The 21997-nt window shown below is 37.4% G+C and carries 17 protein-coding genes; all 17 read left to right on the top strand.

Translation table 11 applies throughout. The features are described 5' to 3' along the window. The first annotated feature begins 487 nt into the window (after window positions 1-487). Window positions 488-1189: a 2,3,4,5-tetrahydropyridine-2,6-dicarboxylate N-acetyltransferase gene (gene dapD, locus HOY35_RS05095; RefSeq protein WP_172212915.1), complete on the top strand. Its 702-nt coding sequence runs from the start codon at window positions 488-490 to the stop codon at window positions 1187-1189. A gap of 162 nt (window positions 1190-1351) precedes the next feature. After that, a complete protein-coding gene (locus tag HOY35_RS05100) occupies window positions 1352-2476 on the top strand; it encodes an N-acetyldiaminopimelate deacetylase (protein WP_172212913.1) in 1125 nt (374 codons plus the stop codon). 71 nt (window positions 2477-2547) lie between these two features. Further along, on the top strand, window positions 2548-3837 hold the full coding sequence (locus HOY35_RS05105; protein WP_172212911.1) for a homoserine dehydrogenase: 1290 nt from the start codon (window positions 2548-2550) through the stop codon (window positions 3835-3837). 31 nt (window positions 3838-3868) lie between these two features. After that, complete coding sequence (thrB, locus tag HOY35_RS05110; RefSeq protein WP_172212909.1) at window positions 3869-4735, top strand: homoserine kinase; 867 nt, start codon at window positions 3869-3871, stop codon at window positions 4733-4735. 395 nt (window positions 4736-5130) lie between these two features. Next, a complete protein-coding gene (polA, locus tag HOY35_RS05115) occupies window positions 5131-7755 on the top strand; it encodes a DNA polymerase I (RefSeq protein ID WP_172212907.1) in 2625 nt (874 codons plus the stop codon). Between the two features lie 134 nt (window positions 7756-7889). Beyond that, window positions 7890-8792 carry an FtsQ-type POTRA domain-containing protein gene (locus HOY35_RS05120; protein ID WP_172212905.1) on the top strand — a complete coding sequence of 301 codons (903 nt, stop codon included), beginning with the start codon at window positions 7890-7892 and terminating at the stop codon, window positions 8790-8792. Between the two features lie 251 nt (window positions 8793-9043). After that, the gene (gene ftsA / locus HOY35_RS05125; RefSeq protein ID WP_172212903.1) at window positions 9044-10411 is read left to right on the top strand and encodes a cell division protein FtsA; all 1368 of its coding nucleotides are present in this window, start codon (window positions 9044-9046) and stop codon (window positions 10409-10411) included. A gap of 15 nt (window positions 10412-10426) precedes the next feature. Continuing rightward, a complete protein-coding gene (gene ftsZ / locus HOY35_RS05130) occupies window positions 10427-11686 on the top strand; it encodes a cell division protein FtsZ (RefSeq protein WP_172212901.1) in 1260 nt (419 codons plus the stop codon). A 20-nt stretch (window positions 11687-11706) separates the two neighbouring features. After that, a complete protein-coding gene (locus HOY35_RS05135; RefSeq protein ID WP_172212899.1) occupies window positions 11707-12378 on the top strand; it encodes a YggS family pyridoxal phosphate-dependent enzyme in 672 nt (223 codons plus the stop codon). 103 nt (window positions 12379-12481) lie between these two features. Then, window positions 12482-13174, top strand: a complete 693-nt coding sequence (locus HOY35_RS05140; protein WP_172212897.1) for a cell division protein SepF — start codon at window positions 12482-12484, stop codon at window positions 13172-13174. An 8-nt stretch (window positions 13175-13182) separates the two neighbouring features. Continuing rightward, window positions 13183-13449 carry a YggT family protein gene (locus tag HOY35_RS05145; protein ID WP_172212895.1) on the top strand — a complete coding sequence of 89 codons (267 nt, stop codon included), beginning with the start codon at window positions 13183-13185 and terminating at the stop codon, window positions 13447-13449. Between the two features lie 133 nt (window positions 13450-13582). Then, complete coding sequence (locus HOY35_RS05150; RefSeq protein WP_172212893.1) at window positions 13583-14380, top strand: RNA-binding protein; 798 nt, start codon at window positions 13583-13585, stop codon at window positions 14378-14380. Continuing rightward, window positions 14377-15111: a DivIVA domain-containing protein gene (locus HOY35_RS05155; protein ID WP_172212891.1), complete on the top strand. Its 735-nt coding sequence runs from the start codon at window positions 14377-14379 to the stop codon at window positions 15109-15111. Before HOY35_RS05150 ends, HOY35_RS05155 begins: the two co-directional genes overlap by 4 nt. Before the next feature lie 304 nt (window positions 15112-15415). Beyond that, entirely contained in the window at window positions 15416-18202 is a 2787-nt protein-coding gene (gene ileS, locus HOY35_RS05160; protein WP_172212889.1) for an isoleucine--tRNA ligase, read from the top strand. A gap of 371 nt (window positions 18203-18573) precedes the next feature. Beyond that, complete coding sequence (locus tag HOY35_RS05165) at window positions 18574-18972, top strand: cell division protein ZapA (RefSeq protein WP_172212887.1); 399 nt, start codon at window positions 18574-18576, stop codon at window positions 18970-18972. Beyond that, on the top strand, window positions 18969-19529 hold the full coding sequence (locus tag HOY35_RS05170) for a CvpA family protein (RefSeq protein WP_172212885.1): 561 nt from the start codon (window positions 18969-18971) through the stop codon (window positions 19527-19529). Before HOY35_RS05165 ends, HOY35_RS05170 begins: the two co-directional genes overlap by 4 nt. Window positions 19530-19632: 103 nt before the next feature. Next, entirely contained in the window at window positions 19633-21981 is a 2349-nt protein-coding gene (locus tag HOY35_RS05175) for an endonuclease MutS2 (RefSeq protein WP_172212883.1), read from the top strand. Window positions 21982-21997: the final 16 nt, after the last annotated feature.

Here is a 21997-nt window from a genome sequence, read left to right on the forward strand (position 1 = left end):
TGAAAAAATATTGGAGAACATATTTAGATACGTTTGCATTGTTTTTTCTGACAGGTAAGCGATCAGTATAGATTTTAAGGCTAAGGTACTATTTAAATAAAGTTAGCGATTTTAGATGATACCACCTATATTTGTGAGAAGCGTTAGAGCATAAGATACAATAATCAAAGATAATCCTTTATATAAAATTTGGATAGTTACTTGATGCTTTTTGGGTGGAGAGCTTCAAAGATTAAAATCACCCAGATACTAATGAAACCAGCCCAGTAAATTATTATTATAAATGAAGCGAGTATGGGGTTACAGGAGCGGACATTGATAAGCGCCTCTGCTCACTTCATTAATTTAAACTATTACCTAGCTTTTCTAAGGGCTGAATACCTAACATTGACTGAAATTTTCAGAAAATACTGTAAAATTCATTTACAGAGTTATTTTTCTTACGTATAATGGAGAGAAATAGTATAAATTAAGGAGATAACTGACGATGAAGGCAGAGGAAATTATTCAATTTATCGGTAATGCGAAGAAGCAAACGCCAGTTAAGGTTTATTTAAAGGGCGATTTAGCTAATATCACATTCCCAAAGTCCATTAAAACATTTATTAATGGAGAAGCAGGTGTTATTTTTGGTGATTGGGCCGAAATTTCAGCAATTCTAGCTGAGAATCAAGCAAAAATTACTGATCAGGTGATTGAAAATGACGGTCGTAATTCGGCAGTGCCAATGGTTGATAAAAAGCAATTCAATGCTCGAATTGAACCAGGGGCAATTATTCGCGATCAGGTGGCAATTGGAAATAATGCAGTTATTATGATGGGGGCCATCATTAATATTGGTGCTGTTATTGGTGATGGTACGATGATTGATATGGGCGCAATCCTTGGTGGTCGTGCGACAGTTGGGAAAAATTGTCATGTTGGCGCGGGTGCTGTTTTAGCTGGTGTGATTGAGCCACCTTCTGCTGACCCAGTAGTTATCGAGGATGGTGTCTTAATCGGTGCTAATGCAGTTGTAGTTGAGGGCGTTCGAGTTGGTGCAGGAGCTGTAGTCGCGGCAGGCGCAATCGTGCTTGAGGACGTTGCACCAAATACGGTTGTTGCAGGTAGTCCAGCTCGGGTCATCAAAAATGTTGATGCAAAGACTAAAAGTAAAACTGAATTAATGGATGAGTTGAGAAAATTATAATAATCTTTGCAATCATTTGGCAAGCTTATTACTTTACTGCAGTGTATTAAGGCAGCAGGGCTAAAGAATAGTGCTGTTCAAAAGTTAATTGCAAAGAGTTTCAAATCGAAAGAGCTTAAGATTTTAATCGAGAGCTTTTTTTCGATTATTAAGGAGAAATAGATGAATTTAATTGAGATTAGACGTGCTTTACATCAAATACCCGAGATTGGTTTAGAAGAATTTCAAACGCATCAATTTTTATTAAATCAAATTAATCAGCTGATTGCTGACAAATCGTACATTAAATTACGGACGTGGCAAACAGGTATTTTAGTATTTGTCGAAGGCTATGCACCAACTAAGACAGTTGGCTGGCGGACAGATATTGATGGTTTGCCAATCACGGAGGCAGTTGAGAGTGCTTTTAAATCTCAGCGACAAGGCTATATGCACGCCTGTGGCCATGATTTCCATATGACGATTGCACTTGGTCTGCTTGAAAAATTGAGTCAGAAGCAGCCTAAGAACAATTTATTATTTTTATTTCAGCCTGCTGAAGAAAACGAAGCTGGTGGGATGCTGATGTATGAAGCAGGGGTCTTTGCTGACTGGCTGCCTGATGAATTTTATGCCTTGCATGTTAATCCTGAATTACCTGTTGGCACCATCGGTACTCGCGCTGGTACTTTATTTGCAGGCACCTGTGAGGTCCGGATTACCTTTAAAGGAAAAGGTGGTCATGCGGCCTTTCCGCATCGCGCGAACGATATGATTGTGGCTGCTAGCAATTTTATTACAACGGTACAGACTTTGGTTTCTAGAAATGTGAATCCAATTGAAGGGGCGGTTGTCACCTTTGGTAGCTTTCATGCCGGGACAACCAATAATGTGATTGCAGAAACCGCAGAGGTTCATGGCACTATTCGGACTTTAACACAGGAAATGAATCTTTTAACACAAAAGCGGATTCGTGAAATCGCAGAGGGTGTGGCACAAGCCTTCGGTTGTCAAATTGAAATGACTTTAAATCAAAAGGGCTACTTGCCAGTTGAGAATAATCCTGAGCTAACCGAAAAATTGATTGCGTTTTTTGAGCAGCAGCCGGCGGTTGATTTGACAATTACTGAGCCAGCGATGACTGGTGAAGACTTTGGTTACCTGCTTTCTAAGGTGGCTGGTACGATGTTCTGGCTAGGTGTTGATACACCTTATGCCTTGCATCATCCGAAGTTCAATCCAGATGAAGCGGCCTTGGATTTTGCAGTAGCTGAGATTGGTAAATTTTTAGCAACAAAAATTGTGTAATTTAAGAATTGTCTGAAAATTTCTGCTATAATTATGTAGATTAATTGATGAAAGTATTGAAAGGTGAACAAATGACAAAACAAATAAAAATTGGCTTACTCGGATTAGGAACAGTCGGTGGTGGTGTCCCAAATATCTTGAAAGCACAAGCTACCAAAATCAAGCAAAATGCTGGGATTGATATTGTTGTGGCTAAGGGCTTAGTGCGAGATGAAGCCGAAAAAGAATTGCGCAAAAAGCAGTTTGATATTGAGCTAACAACAAGCTTTGATGAGATTGTCGAGGATCCAGAAATTGATATTGTGATTGAATTAATTGGTAAAATTGAACCAGCAAAAACCTTTATTAGTCGTGCCTTGTCTGCTGGAAAGCACGTTGTCACTGCTAATAAAGATTTATTAGCACAGCATGGGCCTGAGCTGATTGCACTTGCGGTTGAAAACAAGGTTGATTTATATTATGAAGCAAGTGTTGCTGGTGGGATTCCAATTTTGAGAACACTGGCAAACTCCCTTTCAGATGACGGTATTACTAAGGTACAAGGGATTGTTAATGGCACAACTAATTATATGCTAACTAAAATGGTAGAAGAGGGTCAGGACTATGATGCTGTGCTTAAAAAGGCACAGGAGCTTGGCTTTGCTGAAAGCGATCCGACAAATGACGTTGACGGCATTGATGCCGCGTATAAAATGGTTATTTTGACTCAGTTTGCCTACGGTATGGATATTGGTTTATCAGATGTGGCACGTCGTGGCATTCGCCATGTTTCTAAGGATGATGTAGAAATGGGGCAAAAGCTTGGCTATGTCATTAAACTGATTGGTGAAAGTGCATTAATTGATGGTAGTGTATCGGCAGAGGTGGCACCAATGCTGGTTCCAGAGCAGCATCCATTAGCAACAATTAAAAATGAAATGAACGCGGTATTTATTGAATCTTATGGTGTCGGTCAGTCAATGTATTATGGACCAGGCGCAGGCAGCTTGCCAACTGCAACAAGTATCGTAGCAGACGTTGTTCAAATTGCCAAAAATATTACGCAGGGGACAACGGGTCAAAAATTCAATCCATATCAAACCGAGACTAAGCTAGCGGTCGATGATCAAGTGAAGGCTAAATACTATTTTGCGATTGAAACACCGGATAAAAAAGGTCAAATCTTGAAATTAGCTGAAATTTTCACAAATAATGATGCAAGCTTTGATCAAGTTTTGCAGCAAAAAGCGAATGGCGAAAAGGCCAGAGTAGTCGCAATCTCACATACAATTTCTAATGCACAGTTCAAGGCAATCAAGCTTGAAATTGAAGCAATTGATGGGTTTAAATTAATTAATACATTGCGTGTTTTAGGTAAATAATTAACAGATTAAGAATTTTAAGGAGTATTTTATGAGAATACAGGTCCCAGCAACGAGTGCAAATATTGGACCAGGCTTTGATTCGTGTGGCATTGCGGTCAATCAATACTTAGTGATTGGGATTCATGAACCAACTGAACAATGGGAGATCCATCATGATTTAGGTGCGGAAGTACCAAGTGATGCTGATAATTTATTAATCCAGACTGCTTTAAGGGTTGATCCAAGCTTAGCACCGCATTCAATCCAGATGGTCTCTAAAATTCCATTGGCGCGCGGCTTAGGCTCTAGTAGTAGTGTGATTATTGCAGGCATTGAGCTTGCCAATCAGCTCTCAAACCTTCAATTAACCAATCAAGAAAAGCTTCAGCTTGCAACGGAAATTGAAGGACATCCAGATAATGTTGCACCAGCATTGCTCGGTAATTTTACGATTTCAAGCTACGTTAATGGTCAGGTACAGACGATTGTTCATCCTTTTCCAAAGTGTGCACTTGTTGGCTTTATTCCAAATTATGAATTAAAAACGAGCGATTCACGCAAAGCTTTACCTGAGACACTACCTTTTAAAACGGCTGTTTTGGCGAGCTCGATTGCCAATGTAATGATCTCGGCATTGTTAAAAGCAGATTTAAAAACGGCCGGTCAAATGATTGAAGCAGATCAATTTCATGAGCCATTCCGACAAAGGCTTGTTCCAGAATTTTTAACAGTGCGCAAGCTCGCTAAATCCTTTGGCAGCTATGCAACCTATTTGAGTGGGGCGGGACCCACGATTTTAACCCTGCTTCCTGAAGCGGAGGCTGTTCCCTTTGCAGATGCCCTATCTGCTAAAAAGCTAAATGGTCAGGTTGAGCTGCTTGAGGTTGATACAGAAGGGTTGAAGGTTTATCCATAGCCAAATAAGTGAATAATTAATTAACTGAAGCCTTCATTTTTGGAGGCTTTTTTGATGCCTTAGGCTTTCTTTGCTTATCTTTAAGCGCATTTGATCAAGTCTATTTTTTGCCATTTTTTGCTTTGAGAAGGACAGCAGCTGAGCTATCTCTTTAAGTGCATATTTTGGTGCTTTGGTACTCGCTTTTGACCAGTATCACACCTTTTGTTTTAATTTTTGTGAAAGAGAAGCCCGTTTTGTTCAAAGGACGATGCTAAATAAAAATTTAAGCAAAGGATTTTATTAAGAATCTGCAAATCTAATTTATGTTACAATGAAATTAATATATTATTATGTCGCAAGGCTATAATGATTGAGTTACTCAATAAAATTTATCTGATTAAGCGAGGGACATTATGTCTAAAAAAAAATTACTGCTGGTAGATGGCTCATCGATTGCTTTTAGAGCCTTTTTTGCCATTCAAAATATTGAAAGCTTCAAAAATAGCAGTGGCTTATACACTAACGCCATTTATGGCTTTCATACGATGCTAAGCAATATTATCAAAAAAGTTGCTCCTACTCATATACTGGTAGCTTTTGATGCAGGAAAAACAACCTTCAGAACAGAAATGTTTGCTGAATATAAAGGTGGTCGCCAGAAAATAGTCCCTGAATTTCGTGAGCAGCTACCCTTTATTCGTGAAATGCTTAAGTATCAAGGAATTCATACCTATGATCTGGTTAATTATGAAGCGGATGATATTATTGGGACTTTAGCAAAGCGTGCGGAAGCGGCTGATTTTGAGGTTGAAATTTTTTCAGGTGATCGAGATTTAACACAGCTGACTACTGAAAAAACAACGGTTCAGATAACTAGAAAAGGTGTGGATAATCTTGAAACCTATACACCTGAATATATGAAAGAAAAGCTAGGGATTGCTCCTACCCAGCTAATTGATTTAAAGGCATTGATGGGGGATAGCTCAGACAATATTCCTGGTGTGACAAAAATTGGTGAAAAAACCGGCTTAAAACTGATTACAGCCTATCAATCGCTTGAAAATTTATATGCGCATATTGATGAATTGAAAAAAAGTAAAATGAAAGAAAATCTAATTAATGAAAAGGAGATTGCCTTTCTTTCAAAAAAACTAGCAACAATAGATACAGATTCCCCGCTTGAAATTAGTCTATCTGATTTAGCAGTATTGCCGATTAATACGGATGAACTGCGTCGATTTTATGAGCAGATGAGCTTCAATAAGTTTATTGAAAATGAGCTGGGTGAGGCTGAGGTAACGCTAGAGACGATTGATTACCAAATTGTGACAGAATATCAGGCAGCAACTTTCACAAAGGGTGATTTTTTATACCTAGAAACCTTGACCGATAATTATCATACTGCTGAAGTGATTGCAATTGCTTGGGGAAACGCAGAAAAAAGATACGTTGCCAAAGGCGACTTACTTTTTAACAATTCAATATTTATTAAAGATATTCAAGCAAATTTCTCCAAAACTTATGATTACAAAAAAACTAAAATTTTACTTTCACATTATCAAATTGAGCTTAAAACAGTGGCATTTGATACCTTGCTTGCTAAATATATTTTAAATGCGGAAACAGCGCATACCTTTAAAATAATTGCTAGTCAATATACTAATATTGAGATTGAAACAGATGAGGCTGTATATGGCAAGGGAACAAAGCAGGCGATTCCTGAGGATGAAAAATTATTTGCACACCTGGCTCGAAAGCTTGCTATTTTAGTTGCAAGTGAGCAAAAGATGTTAGAGGTGTTAGAAAATAACAATCAGCTGCATCTTTTACAAGAGATTGAACAGCCCTTGGCGGATGTTTTAGCAAAAATGGAAATGCGTGGGATTAAGGTTGATACTGATCGGTTAAAAGAAATGAAGGTTGAGTATACTGAGATTCTTGCAGGTATTGAAGAAAAGATTTTTGATTTAGCTGGTGAACGGTTTAATATTAATTCCCCTAAGCAATTATCTGTTATTTTATTTGAAAAATTACAATTACCGGTAATTAAAAAAACTAAAACAGGTTATTCAACGGCAGTAGATGTTTTGGAAAAATTAGCCCCACAAGCGCCGATCGTTGAGCATATTTTAAAATACCGTCAAATTGCCAAAATATTATCAACCTATTTAGAAGGCTTATTAAAAGTTGTTGCCTCAGATGGCAAGGTTCATACACGTTATATTCAAACCTTGACTGCGACCGGTCGGCTGAGCTCAGTTGACCCTAATTTACAAAATATTCCAATTAGAATTGAGGAAGGTAGACGAGTTCGTGAGGCGTTCTTACCATCCTTTGCAGACGGTTATATTTACTCATCTGACTATTCACAAATTGAGCTGCGGGTTCTAGCAGACATTTCAGGTGATGCGCATTTAAGGGCAGCTTTTGAAGAAAAGCAAGATATTCATACGTCAACTGCGATGCGCGTTTTTGGAATTCAAAACACAGAACAGGTAGATGCAAATACTAGGAGAAAAGCTAAGGCTGTTAATTTTGGTGTTGTTTATGGTATTTCTGATTATGGTTTAGCAGAAAATTTAGGGATTTCAAGAAAAGAAGCTGGTAACTACATTCAAACATATTTTGAGAAATATCCGGGTATTAAAAAATACATGGAAGAAATTGTTAGAGAAGCACGCGACAAGGGATATGTTGAAACACTTTTTCATAGAAGGCGTGAAATTTTAGAAATCAATTCGAGAAATTTTAACCGTCGAAGCTTTGCCGAGCGGACAGCAATTAATTCACCGATTCAAGGAAGTGCTGCAGATATTTTAAAGGTTGCAATGATTCGCTTGGAGCATGAGATTGCAAAGGCTGGGCTTAATGCAAGAATGCTTTTACAAGTACATGATGAGGTTGTTTTTGAGGTGCCAAAGTCAGAAATTGAGCAATTGGATCAAATTGTTAAAGAGATTATGGAGCATACAACTGAACTGGCTGTTCCATTAATTGCTGACAGTAATTATGGAAAAAATTGGTACGACGCCAAATAATAACTAAAATTGACTTTTTTATAACAAACGCTTATCATTTAATACTGGTGTTTTCGTAAAAATTAAGTCTAAGTACTTGGCTGATTCGTAAAATTAATTGCGATGCGGTTATTAGAGATAAAAAGGAGTATTATGTGACAGATGATCATTTAACGCCTTGGCAAAAGGAAAATCAAAAATATCAGAAGCTTCAAAAAGAGAAGGCCAAGGCAGAGAAGCTCAAGGCGAGAAAAGCTGATAGCTCCAATGAAAAGCTGGTATCTGATATTGAAACCGAAAAAAAGAAGGATAAAGCGACTCATGAGTCAATGCTTGACACGCTGCCCAAAATAAAAAAGGAAAAGAGGGTTCAGCTTCTAAAGAAGTTAACGCCTTTAATCATCTTTTTTATGCTCGCTTTTCCAATAACTGTTTTTTTTCTCTCACCCTTGAGCAAGCTCAGTGCAATTGAGGTAAGTGGCAATCAAAATGAAAGCAGCAAGGCGGTTGTTAAGGCTTCACAATTGACTGTTGGCGAGAGTATTTTAGCAGAACGTAAAAAAATGAATCAGGTTGAGCCAAATCTTCAAGAAAAATTTAAGCGCATAAAGTCCGCAACAGTCAGTTATTCTTTTCCAAATCGTTTTGTGATTAAAATCAAGGAAAAGGCTGAATTGGCATATGTTCAGGAAAATGATATTTTAAAAGTGGTATTGGTGGACGGTACAATACTTGATGATAAGGTTGAAACGCAAAATGAGAGTTATCCTGTCATTAAAGCCTTTAAGTCAACAAAAAAAATTAAAAAGCTCGTTGCCCAGTATCAAAGGCTTTCGCCAGAGCTTAGGGGGCAAATTAAGCTGATTGAGTTGACACCAACTAATGCTAATTCTGATTTTCTAACCTTGACAATGGCGGATGGTAATCAGGTTAAAATAACACTAGAGGATATTGATGACAAGATGAAATACTATCCTGAGGTAGCGAGCCAAATGACTGAAAAAGGAATTGTTGATATGGAGGCTGGCATCTATAGCTACCCGTATCCTCAATCTTAATTAATAATTAACTTTATAAATAAAAACCCTACCTTATTATAGGGTTTTTTGTTATGATTAAGACGATAAAAAAGTAATGTCAATTTTTTGTCAATCTTTTTTAACAAATATGTTTCAGAATCTTAAAAAAGTGTAATTTTAACGTAAAAACGATTTAATGAAAGTTGATTTTATGGTACACTTAGGAATGTTAAAATTAATGACTAATAGGGCATAAAAATAATTTGTAGATGCAGGAGGAACCATTAATTATGGTCAAAGATGGTTTTTTTACAGGGCTTGATATTGGAACAAGTTCAGTTAAAGTGCTAGTAGCTGAATATATAGACGGCCAAATGAATATTATAGGGGTCGGAAATACAAAATCAGACGGAATAAAAAACGGCGTAATTGTAGACATTGAAAAAACAGTTGAATCAATCAAAAAAGCAGTTAGGCAGGCAGAAGAAAAAGCTGGTGTTCAGGTGACAAATGTAAATGTTGGCTTGCCAGCAAATTTACTAAGTGTTGAAGAATGTCAAGGCTTATTAGCGGTTGGTGCAGATAACCAAGAAATTACAGATGCTGACGTTCAAGCAGTTATTAAATCAGCCTTAGTGAGAGCGGTACCACCAGAACGTGAAATTATTACTGTTTTACCAGAGGAATTTGTAGTAGATGGTTTTGCAAATATCAGTGATCCAAGAGGTATGATTGGCATTCGTTTAGAGATGCGTGGTCAAATGTTTACTGGACCTAAAACAGTGATTCATAACATTAAATCAACCGTTAGAAAGGCGGGGCTGAACATTGATCAGCTGGTTATCACTCCACTTGCGTTGACTGAATCAATTTTGACAGACGGTGAGAAAGATTTTGGTACCATTGTAATCGATATGGGTGGCGGTCAAACTTCAATTGCCATTATGTTTGATCATCAAGTGAGATATACCTCGGTCATTCAAGAGGGTGGTGAATTTGTTACAAAGGATATTTCTGTAGTCTTAAATACATCGCTAAAAAATGCAGAAGGCTTAAAGATTAATTACGGTGAAGCGTATCCAGATCATGCAAGCGAAACTGAAGAGTTTCCTGTTGATGTGATTGGGCAAAATGCACCAGTTCGAGTTAACGAGCGCTATCTATCAGAAATTATTGAAGCAAGGCTGAGTCAAATTTTTGAAAAGCTTCAAAAAGAGCTTGACAAAATTGAAGCATTTAATTTACCGGGAGGCATTATTTTGACTGGTGGTGCCGCTACTCTGCCGGGCTTGGTTGATTTAGCAGCTGATCGCTTAGGTGTAAACGTTAGATTGTATGTACCGAATCAAATGGGGTTAAGAAATCCTGTATTTACAAATGTAATTAGTATTGTTGAGCATGTGGCGTTGCAAAGTGAAATTAATTGGATTTCATACAATGCTGTTATTGGTAATCAGACAGTCGTTGCCAATCGTCCTGCTCCGGTTATAGCCAATGAACCGGCTTATAATGACAGTGAGTATGTCGATGATTATGCCGACTCCTATGATTATCCAGAAGAAACAATTGGCAATAATGATTCTCAGGATAGCCTAAAAGATAAGGGTGCGAGCTTAGTAGATCGTGCTAAAGGCTTCTTTAATAATATTTTTGATTAAACTTGGAGGGAAATAATGGAAATCTCTTTTGATACAAATGTCGATCAAGGCGCAGTAATTAAAGTAATTGGTGTAGGCGGTGGCGGTGGTAATGCCGTCAATCGAATGATAGAAGAAGGCGTTAGTGGTGTTGAATTTATCACTGCTAATACAGATGTTCAAGCGTTGAAGTCTTCAAAGGCTGAGCTTGTTATTCAACTAGGACCAAAGCTGACTCGTGGCTTAGGTGCAGGTGCGCAACCAGAAGTTGGTCGTAAGGCTGCTGAAGAAAGTGAAGAAGATATTCGTCAGGCACTTGACGGTGCTGATATGGTATTTATTACTGCTGGCATGGGTGGGGGTACTGGCACTGGTGCTGCACCAGTGATTGCTCATATTGCTAAAGAAATTGGTGCCTTAACTGTTGCTGTTGTGACAAGACCATTTGGTTTTGAAGGGACTAAGCGTAGCTTATTTGCCTCAGAGGGTATCTCAGAGCTTAAAGATAATGTTGATACTTTTATTATTATTGAAAATAATAGCTTGTTGCAAATTGTTGATCCTAGAACACCGATGTTGGAAGCACTTAGCGAAGCAGATAACGTATTACGTCAAGGTGTGCAAGGCGTATCTGATTTGATTACAGCACCAGGCTTTATCAATCTTGATTTTGCAGATGTCAAAACTGTGATGCAAAACCAAGGTGCTGCACTGATGGGAATTGGGGAAGCAGAGGGTGACGACCGTGTGATTAAAGCCACTCAGTTTGCAATCAATTCACCATTGCTTGAAACAACGATTGATGGTGCTGAAAATGTTTTACTTAATGTGACAGGTGGTCTAAACATGTCATTAATGGAAACACAAGATGCCTCAGAAGTTGTGATACAAGCTGCTGGACAAGATGTTAATATTTTATTAGGTACTTCAATTGATGAAAGCCTCGGTGATCGTATCCGCGTTACTGTTGTTGCGACGGGCATTGAAGATACACCAAAACAAAAAGGTAGAGCTAATGTTAGACGTACTAATGCGTCAACAACTGCAAATCGTGTGCCACAAAATAAGCCACAAGCCTATGTAGCGCCTGAACCAACTCCGATTGAAGTTGAACAAGAAGATGAAAATTCACCATTTAATGGTTGGGATATCCGTCGTGAATCGAATGTTCGACCAAATGTTGATGAATTAAAGCTAAAAACAGATACAACAAGTATCAATACGTTTGAAAAAAATGAAACTAAAACGGATGAAGAATTAGATACACCACCATTTTTCAGACGAAATAAACGCTAAGATAGATTGGAGCATTCGAATTGCTAAAGGATAAATTTGAATCAATCGTTGCTCAAATTAATCAGGCCAAGGCAAAAGCAAATCGTCATGATAAAGTGCATTTGATTGGTGTTACAAAATATGTTGATATTAGTCAGGCACGAGCGCTTGTTCAGGCTGGTGTTGATGAGATTGCTGAAAACCGAACAGAATTATTTTTAGAAAAGTACCATGCCATGCAAGACTTAGAAGTAACTTGGCACTTAATTGGTAGTCTTCAACGTCGCAAGGTTAAAGATGTTATTAATTTAGTAGATTATTTTCATGCCCTAGACAGCTTTAAGCTAGCACAAGAAATACAAAAGAGAGCTCAAAAGACCATTTCGGTTTTTGTTCAAGTCAATGTTTCAGGTGAGGCGAGCAAGCACGGCGTCTCACCTGAGGATTTGCTGCCATTTATTAAAGCTTTGGCAGCTTTAAGTCATATTACGGTAGTTGGATTAATGACAATGGCACCAATGGATGCTGATGATTCTGATCTGAGAAAGTATTTCTCAGCACTTCGCCAATATCGTGATGAAATTGAGGCCTTAAATTTATCTTATGCACCTTGTCATGAGCTAAGTATGGGAATGAGTCGTGATTATCCAATTGCGATTGAAGCTGGCGCAACTTATGTCCGAATTGGTAGTGATTTTTTCAAAAATAACTGAAATTTGCCTTTATTGTGTCTGAAAACAAAAATTATTATTTATTTATTTTGATTAATAATAAATCCTGCATGAATTTGGATTTGTAATTATATAGGAGGAAGATATGTCGTTTTTAGACAAAATTAATAATCTTTCAAATTTTTTTGGAATTAATGATGAAGTGGATGATTTTGAAGGAGATAGCCCTATTAGTCGTCCGAAGCAAGAACGAATTAGGACGGAAAGTGCGCCACGTTCGGAGCAGTCATCAAATTTTCGCCGCCAAGTGGCCCCAGTTCAAGCTGATAATGTTGTTGCGATGAGAAGACAGTCCGAAGAAAAGGCACGTCAAGAAACAGCACGTTATGGAAATGGCGGTAGTGCCTCTTCTGTCAATGATCGGATTAAGCCATCGGCCACTAAAGCACGTGAAGATTATTTAGTTAATCAAGAACCGCGTCGTAGACCCTCTGCAAATGCAAAACAGAATCAGAGTAAAGCAGCTTTTTCAACAGAGCAGCCGAAAAAGGATAATCGACCTAAGATAACAATCAAGCAGCCACGTGTCTATTCAGATGCGATGAAAATTGCTGAGTTTGCGATGAACGATGAGGCTGTACTTGTTAATTTTCACTATATGGAAGAGCATCAAGCACGTCGAATTATTGATTTTTTGACAGGAATTGCGCACGCTTTACATGGTGATTTACAAAGAGTAGGCAATCAAATTTTTTTATTGACACCTGCGTCAATTCAAATTGATGGTAATGAAGCAAAAAGCTTGGTTAACAATCAAGACTTTGATTATGAGATATAGGTGAAGCGATGATCGGAATAATTCTAAGTATACTTTCCAAATTAATTGAAATTTATTCTTTTTGTATTATTATTTATGCGTTGTTATCTTGGTTTCCTGGTGCTTATCAAACCAAATTTGGCAAAGCGATAATTACTATTGTCAGACCGTATTTAAGTCTTTTTTCAAGATTGCCCTTGCAGTTTGCTGGGATTGATTTTTCAGTAATTGTTGCATTAATGGTCTTGCAATTTGCTTTTCAAGGACTTGTAATTTTAGTGAGCAGCTTTTTTTAGTGGATAAGGTGTCGTCGGCTTAGAATGATTCAAGTCGACTCTTTTTTACTAATTTTTACTAAGAAATCGTTTGTTGTACGACCAAAACTCGCTTTAAAAAAGCTTTTGACTAATTTTTAATCGAAGGAAAAATATGTTTGAAAATATTTATCAACATTTCAAAAAGGACGAAAAAAATTTTATTGAGCAAATGAATGCCCATTTAATTGAGGTAGAAGAGAGCTACACGCCCTTTTTGACTCATTTTTTAAATCCAAGAGAGCTTTGGATTTTGAAAACTTTAATAAATCGTTATAACGATTTAAAATTTCGCAGTTTTGGTGGTACAATAAATGCAGAAAGTCAAAGAGTTATTGTTGTACCTGAGTTTATGGAAATTGAGGCAGCTGATTTTCATTTAGCGCTATTAGAAGTTCATTATCCTGTTAAATTTGCTACGCTTTCTCATTCAGAAATTTTAGGAACGCTGTTATCTCAAGGTATTGAGCGTTATAAAATCGGGGATATTTTAACGGATGGTACTAGATTTCAAGTAATTGTAGATGAAGTAATTGCTGACTTTTTGATTAATCAGATTGATCGGATTTCTGCCTTGAAGGTCAGGCTTGAGCGTAAGGATATCACTGAATTAATTGTTTCCTCTGATGAATTTATTGAGAAAGCTTTAACAATAAATAGTTTAAGATTGGATATTTTAATCAGTAATGTTTATAATATCTCTAGAGAAAGAAGTAAATTATTAATTGAGCGAGGAAGTGTAAAGCTTAATTTTCAATTAATCGAAAAGGTTAGTGAAGAAATAAGCTTGTTTGATTTAATTTCTGTCAGAGGCTTTGGTCGATTTAGGCTGGATAGTATTAACGGCTTGTCAAAGAAGGGGAAAATAAAAATTGTTGTCGCGGTATTGTTAATAGATAGGAGTAGCAAATGAATTTAAGTCCTTTGGATATCCAAAATAAAAGCTTTTCAACAAAAATGCGAGGCTATAATCAAGATGAGGTTGATGATTTTTTAGATATCATTGTGCGTGATTATGAAGATATACAATCAAAAAATCGTGAGCTTGAAAAACAAGTGAAGCTAACAAATGAAAAATTAGAATATTTCAATGATTTAAAGAATACCCTGAATCAGTCAATCATTGTTGCACAGGATACGGCTGATAAGGTTAAGCTTGGTGCTTCAAGTGAGGCAGAAGCACTTTTAAATGATGCTAAAAAACAATCAGATATATTAGTAGCAAACGCGAAGAGTCAAGCGACTGCTATCCTAACCGATTCGAGATTAAAGGGAGCAGAAATATTAAATAAATCCGTTCAGGATGCTAAAACCTTGGCTAGAGAGACTGATGAGCTGAAAAAACAAACAAAGGTTTTTCATCAACGTTTGGCTTTAATGCTTGAATCGCAGCTCCAACAGGTTAAAACAAATGAATGGGACGATATTTTACAGCCGTTTTCAAGTACTATTCCAGATGCTGCAACTACCTTTAAGGATGTGGTTGCGGATGTTATTTCTAATGAGAACGAGGCTACTGGTGAAATAGATATCCCAGAGGAAACAAGCTTTTTGAGTGAGGCAGATATCCAAGAGCCTGCAGACAATAATTCTGTAAGCACAGCAGAAACAGAAAAGGAATCTGCGACAGAAATTGAAAAATAAAAATTTATTAGAACAAGATTAGGCATTAATATTTAAAGCGAGCAGCGAATGGTGTGAGGCTGTATTCAATAGATGGCTAGTTATCAGCTAATATTAATTAAAACGTGTGATGGCGTTATAGATCGAAGAGTGATTATAGTTTGAATAGCCTATAATCAAAATTAGGGTGGTACCACGACTTTCTTCGTCCCTGAAGAAGGTCTTTTTTTATCTTCGCGATTAGTGAAGATAACGATTAAAAATATGCTATATCATTACTACTGAAAATTTTTTATTTTAAAATTAATGAAAAGAGGAAATAATTGTGAAAATGAAAGAAACCCTGCAGCTTGGTAAAACTGCTTTTCCTATGCGTGCTAATTTGCCAAATCGCGAAGTAAATTGGCAAAAGGAGTGGGAAGAAAAGCATATTTATGAGATGAGACAAAAAGTGAATGAGGATAAGCCATCGTTCGTATTACATGATGGACCGCCTTATGCAAATGGTAATATCCATCTGGGACATTCATTAAATAAAATTTCTAAGGATATTATTGTCCGCTCGAAATCAATGTCTGGCTACCGTGCTCCATATGTGCCGGGCTGGGATACGCATGGCTTGCCAATTGAGCAGGTCTTAACTAATAAAGGGATTAAGCGTAAAGAAATGCCCTTGGTAGACTATCTTGAGGAATGTCGCAAATATGCACTCTCACAAGTTGACAAGCAGCGTACTGATTTTAAACGTTTAGGAGTCGCTGGGGATTGGGATAATCCTTACATTACTTTAAAGCCTAGCTATGAAGCTGCTCAAGTTCGTGTATTTGGTAAGATGGCTGAAAAGGGTTATATTTATAAAGGTCTAAAGCCGATTTACTGGTCACCAAGCTCTGAAAGCTCACTCGCTGAAGCGGAAATTGAATATAAGGATGTTGAAAGTCCTTCGCTATACATTGCTTTTAAGGTTGTTGATGGTAAAGGTTTATTAGATTCCGATACTAATTTCGTGATTTGGACAACAACTGCTTGGACTTTACCAGCAAATTTAGGTATTTTTGTGAATCCTGATTTTGATTATGCGCAGGTTGCAGTTAATGGTCAAAAATATGTGGTTGCCTTGACCATGCTTCCAATGATTAAAGATGCGATTGGCTGGGAAGATGTTGAAATCTTAAAGACGTTTAAAGGTACTGATTTAGAATATATGACTGCTCAGCATCCATTTTATGATCGTACCTCATTGGTTATGTGTGGCGACTATGTTTCTGATGATGCTGGGACTGGATTAGTGCATACAGCGCCCGGACATGGTGAGGATGACTATGTTTATTCTCGTAAATATAATTTAGCAGTCCTTTCGCCTGTGGATTCAAGAGGTATTTTTACGGCAGATGCGCCAGGGTTTGAGGGTCAATTTTATGAAAAGGCTGCACCTGAAATCATTGAATTATTGCAAGAAAAAGGCGCTTTATTAAAAGTTTCTTATTTCACTCATAGCTACCCACACGACTGGCGTACAAAAAAACCAGTAATTTATCGTGCAACCGCCCAATGGTTTGCTTCAATTGATAAATTTAGAGCAGATATTTTAGAAGCGGTTGATCAGGTTGAATGGGTCATTCCTTGGGGTAAAACCCGTCTCCATAATATGATTCGTGATCGTGGTGACTGGGTAATTTCAAGACAACGGGCTTGGGGCGTACCTTTACCAATTTTCTATGGTGAAAATGGGGAGCCAATCATTACGCCTGAAACAACTGAGCGTGTTGCAGAATTATTCGCCCTACATGGCTCAAAAATTTGGTTTGAAAAAAGTGCCAAGGAATTATTACCAACAGGCTTTACACATCCGTCTAGTCCGAATGGTGAATTTACCAAAGAAAAAGATATTATGGATGTTTGGTTTGATTCGGGCTCTTCACATGAAGCTGTTTTGCGTGGTCGCAAAGAGCTGACATTCCCGGCGGATTTATATCTTGAAGGTAGTGATCAATATCGCGGTTGGTTTAATTCATCTATTACAACTTCAGTTGCAATCAATGGTGTCGCACCTTATAAAGCGGTTCTTTCACAAGGCTTTGTATTAGATGGTGAAGGCCGTAAAATGAGTAAGTCGCTTGGTAATACGATTTTACCAGACAAGGTGGTTAAACAATTTGGCGCTGATATTTTACGTCTTTGGGTCGCTTCGGTTGATACAGAATCTGACGTTCGTGTTTCAATGGAGATATTGACACAGGTTGCTGAAACCTATCGTAAAATTAGAAATACTCTGCGCTTCTTAATTGCGAATACGGCGGATTTTAATCCAGAGAAGGATGCAGTTGAATATCAAGAGCTACGTTCGGTTGATAAATTTTTATTAATTCGTTTAAATGAAACGGTGCAAACAATTAAATCAGCCTACGATTCCTATGAATTTATAACGATTTATAAAACAGTTATGAATTTCTTAACAACTGAAGTATCAGCCTTTTATCTCGATTTTGCGAAGGATGTCGTTTATATCGAGGCTAAGACCGCATACGAAAGACGCGCGATGCAAACTGTATTTTATGAAATTTTAGTCGCTTTAACAAAACTGTTGACGCCAATTATTCCACATACAGCCGAGGAGATTTGGGCAGAATTGAAGGAAGAGGAAGCATTTGTTCAATTGGCGGAGTTTCCGGAAGTGACTCAATATCCAGATCAAGCTGAACTTAAGGAGGAATGGATTGATTTCTTAGCTTTCCGAGATCAGGTCTTAAAGGCTCTAGAGGTTGCTAGGAATGACAAGCTAATTGGTAAATCGCTTGAGGCTAAAGTGACTATTTATCCAAGTGAGCCACTGAAGGTTTTATTAACTGCTTTAGACGAAGATATTGCGCAGTTATTAATTGTTTCTGACTTCCAAATTGCTGATGGTAAGGCACCAGAGTCAGCACAGATATTTGACGATGTTAAAATTGTGATCGAACACGCTTTGGGCGATACCTGTGTCCGCTGTCGTCGGGTGGATGAAACGGTCGGTCAAAATAGCAATCCTCATTTAGCAGCTGTTTGTGCACATTGCGCTGAAATTTTAGAGGCTAATTTCCCAGATGCTGTAGCGAATGGCTTTGAAGACTAGCTTTTTTGAAAATTATCTATAATTAATATCATTGCAGCAGTTATCCTAATAGGTAGCTGCTGTTTGGCGTTAACGAATCTTAATTTAGACTAATAGGACAAACAGTAATGCAGTTTTTTAAGCTATTTTTCTTTATATCAATGGTTTTAAAGGCTTTAATAGATTAGATATTTAAGTTATACTTATAAGAAAGAACAGATTGATTTAAACGACTCTATATTAATCTGAATAATTATAATATTTTACTGATTTATTGTGACTATATTGATTTTAATGAAATCAGATAGAAATTAATTTGTTATTGTCATTATTTATAATAAAATATAATTATTAAGTTTTCTATTATTAAATATAAAAGGGAGCACTGATGAATGAGCAATAAGAAAAGATTTAAATCGCTTGTTGATGGTAAGCCATATGTATTAATTACAACAGCTAATGATCAGCTTTTGCGGACAGCTACAGATATTGTCAATGAAAAATTTCAACAAATTAAAGAGCATGCCCCACAAACTAGTCGAGAAGATGTGGCAGTTCTTTTGAGTCTGCAAGTTGTTGCTGAGCAAGTGCTTAGAGAAAACGAGTTGGAAAAAATCAAGCAAGAAGTCAATCAGCTGCAGCAAGCTTTAGAAGAAAAGCAAGCAGAATTAGATCATCGCAATCATCCAAATCATTTACCAGAAAACTCATTAAATATCTTAAAAGAACAAAAAGCGAGTAATGCTCGAGCAAAGCAGCAAATACTTTCGAGTAAGGAAGAGGGCAAATGATTTCATTAATTATTTTAATTTTTTTAGCAATTGGTTTTTCAATTGGATATTTTAGAGGCTTTGCTTTGCAGGCTTATTATATAATCGGCACACTAATTGCTTATTTGATTGCAACGATTCTTTTTACTAAATATGCTAAGGTTTTTACACTATGGGTGCCTTTTCCATCGGCGTCAGAAGGATCAAAATTAACAATTTTAAATCAATCTATTATCTTTGATTTAAATGATGTCTTTTATGCAGCCTTTGCTTTCATGCTTATTTTTATCATTGTGTTGATTCTTGTTAGAGTATTAGGGATATTTGCTTATCCACTTGGCAAGCTTAAAGTTTTAGGAAAGCACAATCATTGGGTTGGTGGTGTATTAGGCGTGCTTGAATCATACCTTGTCATATTATTGTTCTTAGCAGTCTTAGCGTTGATTCCAATAAATAATATTCAAAATGCATTGTCCAATAGTCTTTTAGCAAAGGCTATGTTGTTGAGAACCCCTATATTTTCCCATGATATTTTTAATTCATGGGTTACGGAAATAATTAATCAAAAACCATTTTAGTCTTTTGGCTATTGTTGATGAGATGGAAACACAAAAATAGACTGGCGATTGTTTTCCAGTCTATTTTTTTTAAAGCATGAGTTTTTTATCAGGAGAAATAAAAATGAATCATAAAATAGAAGAAATATTAGAGTTTAAAGAAATTATCCAGCAGGTCGCTGACTATACTTTAACCTTTCAAGGTCGAAAGGCTGTTAATCAGCTACATCCCACTAACAACCGCGCGCAAATAAAAAAAGATTTTACTGAAATAGAAGAGGCTACTGCTATCGTTCGAGAGCAGTCACAAATTCCAATTGCTGAGCTGCCTAATCTCTCTGAGCATTTTAAAAGAATTGAAATCGGCGCTGACTTGAATGGTGTTGAATTAGCACAAATTGGTCGCGTTTTAAGAATTGTTAATACGCTAGCCCAATTTTTTGAGCAGATGGCTATTGAGACACCTATTATTAGTTTAAAAGAATTGGCTGATAAATTAATCACCTTGCCCAAAATTCGTCAAGCGTTGGCAGTTATTGATGAATCAGGCTATGTCCGTGATGAAGCGAGTGATTATTTAGCTAATCTTCGTCATTCAGTTAAGCGTATCGAGCGACAAATTCGAGAACGCCTAGAACGATATACTAAGGAAAGTGCCGAATATTTAAGCGAACCAATTATCACAATTCGAAACGAACGCTTTGTCTTACCTGTTAAGCATGAATACCGTAATAAATTTGGTGGCGTGATTCACGATCAATCGGCCAGTGGACAAACGCTCTATATTGAGCCAACTAAAACGTTAACTCTCAATAATGATTTAAGCAGCGCTAAGTCAGCCGAAAAAGCGGAAATTCAAAGAATCCTTCGTGAATTAACAGCAGACTTAAAACCGTATCTAAATGAGCTGAAGCAAAATACATGGGTGATTGGTAGATTGGATGTGGTTCAGGCCAAGGTGAGCTTTGCTGCTAAAATTAAAGGAATTATACCAAATATTAGTGAGCAGCAAGAAATTGAATTAATAGATGCACGTCATCCATTGATTAGCACTGAGCTCGTTGTTGCAAATACGATTGAGTTAGGTAAGGCTTATCGTTCGATGGTTATTACCGGTCCCAATACTGGTGGGAAAACAATTACCTTGAAAACATTAGGACTACTTCAGCTAATGGCTCAAGCAGGTTTGCCAATCTCTGCGCGTGAAACAAGCACAGTCGCAATTTTAGATGATATTTTTGCAGATATCGGTGATGAACAGTCAATTTCACAGAACCTGTCTACCTTTTCAAGCCATATGACGCATACCGTCTCTATCTTAAAGCAAACAAGCCAAAATACCTTAACCTTATTTGATGAGCTAGGTGCGGGCACTGACCCACAGGAGGGTGCTGCACTTGCGATTGCCATTTTAGAGTTTATCCGGAGTCAAAATGGTTTAGTGGTTGCGACAACGCACTATCCAGAATTAAAAATCTATGGGGTTAATACACCAAACACGATTAATGCGAGTATGGCGTTTGATGTTGAAACATTAAGCCCGACCTATCAATTATTAATTGGTATTCCCGGAAAGAGTAATGCCTTTGAAATCTCAAGACGTTTAGGCTTAAATGATCGGATTATTAATCACGCCAAGTCCTTAGCAGGCAGTGAAAGTCATGAAATTAATGAAATGCTGGAAAAATTGGAGCAGACGAATTCTCAATTAACACAATCCTTAGCAGCGGCAGAGCAGATTGAAGCAGAAAATGAATTATTGCATGCCGACCTAGAAGCGATGTATCAAAAATTTACGCGTGAGAAAGATGCGATGCTAAAGAAGGCTGATGAAAGGGCACAAGCAATAGTTGCTAAAACAGAAACTGATGCAGCAGTAATTATGGCTGCTCTTCGGGAAAAAAATTCGGCGAAAGAGCATGAATTAATCGAAGCTAAAACACAAATAAAAAATCTTCGTGATACTGGCGTTGATTTATCTAATAATAAGGTATTAAAACGTGCAAAGGCTCAAAAGGCATTAAAAATTGGTGATGAGGTCTTGGTATTAAATTATGGTCAAAGAGCAACGGTTATTAGATTGCTAGCTGATGATAGCTATGAGGTTCAAATGGGCTTAATTAAAATGAAGGCAAAGCGCTCAGAGCTGGAAAAGGTAGCTAAGGAAGTAGAAAAGCAATCAAAGGCTACAGTTAAGCGAGCGAAACGGGCGATTAGCGGCGCTCAAAGCATTAAAACTGAATTGGATTTGCGTGGTATGCGCTACGAAGCTGCCATGACGGAGCTGGATCGCTATATCGATTCTGCCCTACTTCAAAATTATCCTCATGTCAGAATCATTCACGGTAAGGGAACAGGCGCCTTACAGCAGGGCGTTTGGCAATATTTACGGGCCAATCGGCAGGTTAAGCACTTTGAATTTGCGACGCCGAATTCTGGTGGTAATGGTGTGACAATTGTTGAGTTTAAATAATGCTTCTATTAGATTA

Origin of the sequence: Enterococcus sp. MMGLQ5-1 (genome assembly GCF_013155265.1) — a bacterium.
Taxonomy (GTDB): Bacteria; Bacillota; Bacilli; order Lactobacillales; family Streptococcaceae; genus MMGLQ5-1.